Below are 6,000 nucleotides of genomic sequence, written 5' to 3' on the forward strand. Positions count from 1 at the left end.
TTTTTTGGACTAGATGAATCAATCAGAACAAACGCGGATTTTTTAGCTTTTATCAGGCTTTTTCTTTATTTCTTCCTTTTTCTATTTCTATTGGGTACTTGCACAATGGAACATACCTTTTGCATAGGATTCAAAAGGAGGAGGATGAAATGAACAATTATAATTATCTTGCAGTCGACATAGGCAACAGCTGGTATAAGGTTCTTGCCTCTGATCACGGGCAGCTGAGCGAATACCAAATGCCGAACGCAATCGCACTATACGACGACGAGTTCTATGAAAAGCCTTATGACGAGGAAGATATTGACCTCGAAGAAAATTTGATCGTAGAGATAAAAAGCCCGGCGGTCACAAACAAAAGGGAAGTCTTTTATGCAGGAAAGGCAGCCGCAAGACAAAGGAATGTGAGCCTGACCGCAAGCAACAATCAAAAAGCCGATGAAGACCGGACCTATATCCTTCTATTCGCCGCTGCAGCCTATCATGCTTCCATCTTAAACCCTGAGGACATTGAAATAAGCTACTGTGTGGACCAATTAGCTGTATCACTTCCGACAACTCAGTATAAGGAAAAAAAGGAATTACTTAAGCAGCGTTTAATTGGCAGTCATACCATCACCCTTCATAAGGTACCTGGCATTTCCGAACCTAAAGAACTGATCGTCAAGCTTGAGATAAAAGATGTGATTGTCGGGGCAGAAGGAGCATGTGCATATCTAGGTTTAATCCGTGACATTGACACACTCGCCATTAAAGATGACGGTCTCGTGAAAGATTCCAGGAAAGGAGTCATTATTGGTGACCTTGGCGGTGATTCGGTGGACTTTGTCGGCATCAAAAACAGCAAGCCTGTGGCTTCGGTTGAAGGTGACCATTTTGGCATTAATTTGTTCCTTGATACAATCATTAAGAAGGTAAGCAAGAATGAACTCTATACCTTCGATTCCAGGTCAGAACTCGAGGAAAAACTATCTGCAGGGCAATCAGAATGGTATGTCGAACCTTTTGCAGGTGTCAGGAAAGATATCAGCAAATACGTGATCCCTCAACTGAGAATCATGGCAATCAAATACCTCGAGCATTTTGACCGTGCGAGGAGCAGTTCCAGCGAAATCAAGGGTGCGTCCCGCTATATTGCCGTTGGCGGTGCAGCTAAACTTGCCCAAAAGCAAATACAGGAAGCAGCGGTAAGATGGGCTGATAAGGGGCGTCCGATTGAACTGACTTTTCCTGAGAACCTGGAAAAACTGAATGTCTTCGGACTCATGATTTTAGCGAAAATGAATCAAATTAAGAAACAACATGAGAATACCGAGGAACTAATTCCCATTGAAGGGTGATCGGTATGTCAAACACCTATACGGATTATGTTAATAAAGTTGCGATAACAGTCCCTGATCGATATATTGATGTCAAAACGGGCGAGTCTTATTCCATATCACCAAAGGTAGTCGAACAAATTGAATACCATGCAGAAAACAGTTCTTTGAGCCACCTCGTCCTGGCTGCCCTTCATCATTACCTTACTCCAAAGCCTGTGTTAAATGGGGGTTCAGCTGAAATCCTCCAGCAGCTCGCTGACATTCGATCAATACTTGAAAATGGCTCTTTTTTCATTCAGCCATCTGTAAAAACAAGGGCTGTGAAAGAGCAAACAGATGCTGCTAAATTGCTCGATATGAAGGAAGTTGAGGACATCCTTGATGCATTTGGGGGCTAAATATGAAAAGAAAGGACGGTACTTATGTACGCGTCCTTCACTTTTTGAAAGTTAATATATGTTCTATTTCACTGTTGAAGAACGCTGGAAACGATGGAAAGCAGTTTAGGATAATGATGGACGTGGAACTCAAGATCAGAGGCAACGGCTTTTTTATTATAGTAATCAATGATTCTATGGACCGCTTCTTTTTTGTGATGAGCTGGTATGTGGAAGAAATCGATAATTGGTGAATACGTGCCATCCCCGGCCGGCAGCAGATATCCCAAAAGTAAGTCACTGTCACCAGGATGATGGTATATTTCATTATAGATGGCAACCAGCCTCTCTTTCATGCGCAATACATCATGGACAACCAGCAAACGGTCTCCATAAAATTCATTAATTGTATAAAAACCTGGTGATGCATATTTCCACTCACTGATAATTCGGTGGATTCTTGGCTTCCTTCTGCTTTTGTATTCAGGTGAATTTAGATATTTGTCGAAGATTGTCTTCTTCCTGTTTGGGAGCTGATGGCAGAACACTGCCCAGGAAATAAAATGAGGAATTAATGCTGAGGCTATTTTTTCAGGTATTTGTTCTGACTCAATGAAATCATCAACTAAATGAAGTAAATATTCACCATAATATTCGTTGGTGAAATAAAACAGTTCCTCTATTTCCTCAAAAGCCTGATCTTTTAATCGTTCCTGCATGGAAATTACTTTTTCATCCATGACCATACATATAATTCTCCTTTCAGTTAATATAAACCACCCCCTAATGTTACCACGCAAAAAAATACTCGCACGGGTAATATTTGTCTGAATTTTTACAAATCTCTACTTGCTAGAACATGCTCATATCGTATTTGGCAGACATCATTTCCAATAGCTTGATGCCGCCAATGCTGTTGCCCTTTTCGTCAAGTGCCGGTCCTAAAATACCAAGCCCAAACCGGTTTGGTACAGAACCCATGATCCCTCCGGATACCCCACTCTTCGCAGGAATCCCTACCCTGACTGCGAACTCGCCAGATGCATTATACATTCCACAAGTGACCATGAAAGTTTTGCATAGGCGGGCCACATGTGCAGGAATCAGCCGGCGGTTGGTGACAGGCTCCAAACCATCCATCGCAAAAACACAGCCAATACGGGCAAGGTCCAGACAATCCATTTCGATTGCACATTGCTTTGTATACACCATGAGCAGTTCTTCTACATCCTCTTCAATGACGCCATGCTGCTTCAAAAAATAACATAAGGCCCTGTTCAAGTCAGAAGTTTGGAATTCAGAATCAGCAACTTCCTTGGAATATCCGATTGAGGAATTGCCGGCAAGATCTTGGATAAAAGTCAGGATCCGATTGAACCTCTCATCCGCATCCTCCCCTTTTATCATATGTGTTACCGCAAGAGCACCAGCATTGATCATCGGATTCAGCGGTTTCGATGGACTAAACTCCAGCTTGACGATTGAATTGAATGGATCACCTGTTGGCTCATACCCCACTTTATCAAACACAGCTTCTTCCCCATAATCCATCAGCGCCAGTGCAAGTGTAAGGACCTTCGAGACACTTTGCAATGAAAGCTTTTGCTGGATATCACCGGCGGATACACAGGTTCCATCATCATGGAAAATAGCGACTGAAAGTTCCTCAGGATTGGCTTTTGCCAGCGCAGGAATATAATCTGCAACCTTTCCGCCAAACGTGTAATGTTTTGCTTTTTGAACAAGCTCATTCAATTCATCAGTTGTTCTGCATGGCATACTTTGCTCCTCCGATCTTTTTTTGTAATAGAAAAAGGCAATGATAGGACCATTGCCTGAATTCCCTTAAAATCTTCCCGATCTTAAAATAGAATAAATAATCAATAAAAACATTCCGAACGCTATGAAAAATCCTATTTCTATAGCAGGTACGCTAGTCAATATCGTATTATTCCCAAAAGTGGCTCCTACTATCAAACCGAGGACTACAATACTGAAAGCAAGCAGCGTGAGGCTAAAAGAAACCTGGTTGCTGATCCGGTCGAATTTATTGAGGATCCGATTGATTTCCGCAAGGCTGATTTCAAATTTCAAATCGCCTTTGGATGCCTTGTCCAGGACATTTTCAACTTGATTTGGGATATTAACAAATGTATCTGATAAGTCTTCTGCTTGATTCAAGAACCTTTTCCCCATCTTGATCGGATCATAGCGCTCCCTCATCAACTGTTCTCCATAAGGTTTTGCAATCTCAATCATATCCAGGGTTGGATCCAGCTCAGAAATGATTCCTTCTATCGTGACCAAGGCTTTACCCATCATCGTCATTTCCTTCGGCAGGATAATCCGGTGTTCCTGGGCAGCGGCAAATAGCTCCTTCACGGTCAACCCTAAACTCAAGCCATCTTTGGATGATAGTTCTACTGTTTTCCTGATGCCATCCACGTGGTCATAAAAATGCTGTTCATCTATGTCGGATGGAACATATGCCATCCGGAATATCGCCTTGACAATTCGATGGGTATCCTGCTGCATGATTCCCATCATCATCGAAGCGGAATGGTATCTCATACTTGCCGAAAGCCTTCCTACCTGGCCAAAATCAATAAACACCAGCTGCTGTTTTTCCAGGTTATAGAGGATATTGCCCGGATGCGGGTCTCCATGAAAAAATCCTTCTTTAAGAATCTGGGTTATAAATGCACTTACCAGTAAATCTGCAATTTTTCGTTTTTCTTCTTTCCCTGCAGCCATTGCGTTTAGCTCATTCAGCTTGATTCCTTCAACCTTTTCCATGGTGAGTATTTGGGTTGTTGAGTAATCATGGAAGATGACAGGAACTTTAATTGAGTGACAATCCTCAAATTGCAATTGAACCATATCTGTATTCCGGGCCTCTTCAGAATAATCCAGTTCCCTTCTGATTGATTCAGATAGTTCCTCAACCATATCGGTTATATTATAATACTGCGCCCAGTCGTATCGCTGTTCGATCAGTTTTGCGAAATCCCTTAAGATCTCGAGGTCAGTAAGCACAGTATGCTTGATCCCCGGACGCTGAACCTTGACCATGACTGATTCTCCACTGTGTAAAACGGCTTCATGGACCTGTCCGATTGAAGCTGCGGCTACATAATCTTCATTGAAGAATTGGAAGATTTCAGTAACAGGTCTGCCAAATTCATGCTGGATCTTCTCTTTTATTTCCTCTACATAGACGGGTGGCACCTGATCCTGGAGCAGTTCCAATTCCTTTACAATCTCATCCGGCAACAGGTCGCTCCTGATGCTGAGAAGCTGCCCAAGCTTTATGAAAGCCGGTCCCAGTTCCTCCAGCATACAGCGGATTCGATATCCAATTTCCTGTGTGTTGCCATCCTTCACCTCTGCTGTTATCTTATCTTTTATAGATAAGATATGAAAAAGGCCGACTTCTTCCAACACATAGCCAAATCCGTATTTCACAAATAAGGAGCCAATCTCCTTATATCTATTTAAACGTCTCAAACGGTCCGTCAACATTCCATCACCTGCTGCTAATCAATGTCTTTTGAAAAACCAGGTGGGACATTCTCCATCCCATTCTCCGCCTGGTCGAGTTCTCTATTCATATTATTTTTGCGAAGCAGTGAAACTTCTTCCTTCAATAATACAAGCTGTGCCTGGACAACATCTAATTCTTCTTTCGTCACAAATCCCCATTCGCTCAGCTGGCTCCTAGCCATCTTTTTAAATTCATCATTCCACTCCCCACTTTTGCTTTCACCTTTTTTAAAAAGGTCATCAAAAATCGTATCTGCCTCTGTCTGTGTCATATTTCCCTTTTCAACCAGCTTCATGATCGTTTCATCGACCTTTTCCTTCCCTGCAACCGCAGCTCCAAGCCCAAGTAAAAAACCACTTTTAAGAAAATTATTCATGTCAAGGCCCTCCTATATAAAATATATTTACTTATTAATACCCCAAAACCAGGGACAATTACCCTTTTACATAAAAAAAGCACCTGGCTCGTTAAAACCAGGTACTTGGATACTTTGGATTGGCACATATTTTCTACGGGAACTTATAAAGCTGTGTTTAGATATATAAATTGTTATTTAAAGGGTAATAACAAAATGTTTTAATTGGTCGAACTGTTGCTTACTTAGACATGATGATGGCGAAGAAAGTACTGTTATCCGGACCTGTTTGTACTTTGAATAAAATCCTCTTAATGTGCTGGCGTTTTGTCCGTACCGCCACCTGCTTCAGACATTTTCTTCATGGTATGCCGACGTTTTATCCGAACCTGCACCTGCTTC

The 6,000-nt window shown here is 42.0% G+C and carries 6 protein-coding genes; 2 read left to right on the forward strand and 4 right to left on the reverse strand.

Annotated features, from left to right (window positions below; genetic code table 11):
* Positions 1-149 precede the first annotated feature (149 nt).
* Together J7E38_RS19035 and J7E38_RS19040 are read left to right on the forward strand one after the other, a co-directional pair.
* Positions 150-1,340 (forward strand): ParM/StbA family protein, encoded by a 1,191-nt coding sequence (locus J7E38_RS19035; RefSeq protein ID WP_214708866.1) that lies wholly within the window; start codon positions 150-152, stop codon positions 1,338-1,340.
* Between the two features lie 5 nt (positions 1,341-1,345).
* Positions 1,346-1,720, forward strand: a complete 375-nt coding sequence (locus J7E38_RS19040; RefSeq protein WP_214708868.1) for a hypothetical protein — start codon at positions 1,346-1,348, stop codon at positions 1,718-1,720.
* A 68-nt stretch (positions 1,721-1,788) separates the two neighbouring features.
* Here J7E38_RS19040 and J7E38_RS19045 read toward each other — a convergent pair whose 3' ends face one another.
* The 4 genes from J7E38_RS19045 to J7E38_RS19060 all read right to left on the reverse strand — a co-directional run bounded on the left by J7E38_RS19045 (position 1,789) and on the right by J7E38_RS19060 (position 5,619).
* A complete protein-coding gene (locus J7E38_RS19045) occupies positions 1,789-2,445 on the reverse strand; it encodes a hypothetical protein (protein ID WP_214708870.1) in 657 nt (218 codons plus the stop codon).
* 106 nt (positions 2,446-2,551) lie between these two features.
* Positions 2,552-3,478, reverse strand: coding sequence for a glutaminase A (gene glsA, locus J7E38_RS19050; protein WP_214708872.1), 927 nt, complete (start codon positions 3,476-3,478; stop codon positions 2,552-2,554).
* A gap of 66 nt (positions 3,479-3,544) precedes the next feature.
* Positions 3,545-5,221 (reverse strand): ABC1 kinase family protein, encoded by a 1,677-nt coding sequence (locus J7E38_RS19055; RefSeq protein ID WP_214708874.1) that lies wholly within the window; start codon positions 5,219-5,221, stop codon positions 3,545-3,547.
* Positions 5,222-5,235: 14 nt separating this feature from the next.
* A complete protein-coding gene (locus J7E38_RS19060) occupies positions 5,236-5,619 on the reverse strand; it encodes a phasin family protein (protein ID WP_214708876.1) in 384 nt (127 codons plus the stop codon).
* Positions 5,620-6,000 lie beyond the last annotated feature (381 nt).

The sequence above is a fragment of the Bacillus sp. ISL-35 genome, assembly GCF_018613355.1.
GTDB lineage: Bacteria > Bacillota > Bacilli > Bacillales > Cytobacillaceae > Mesobacillus.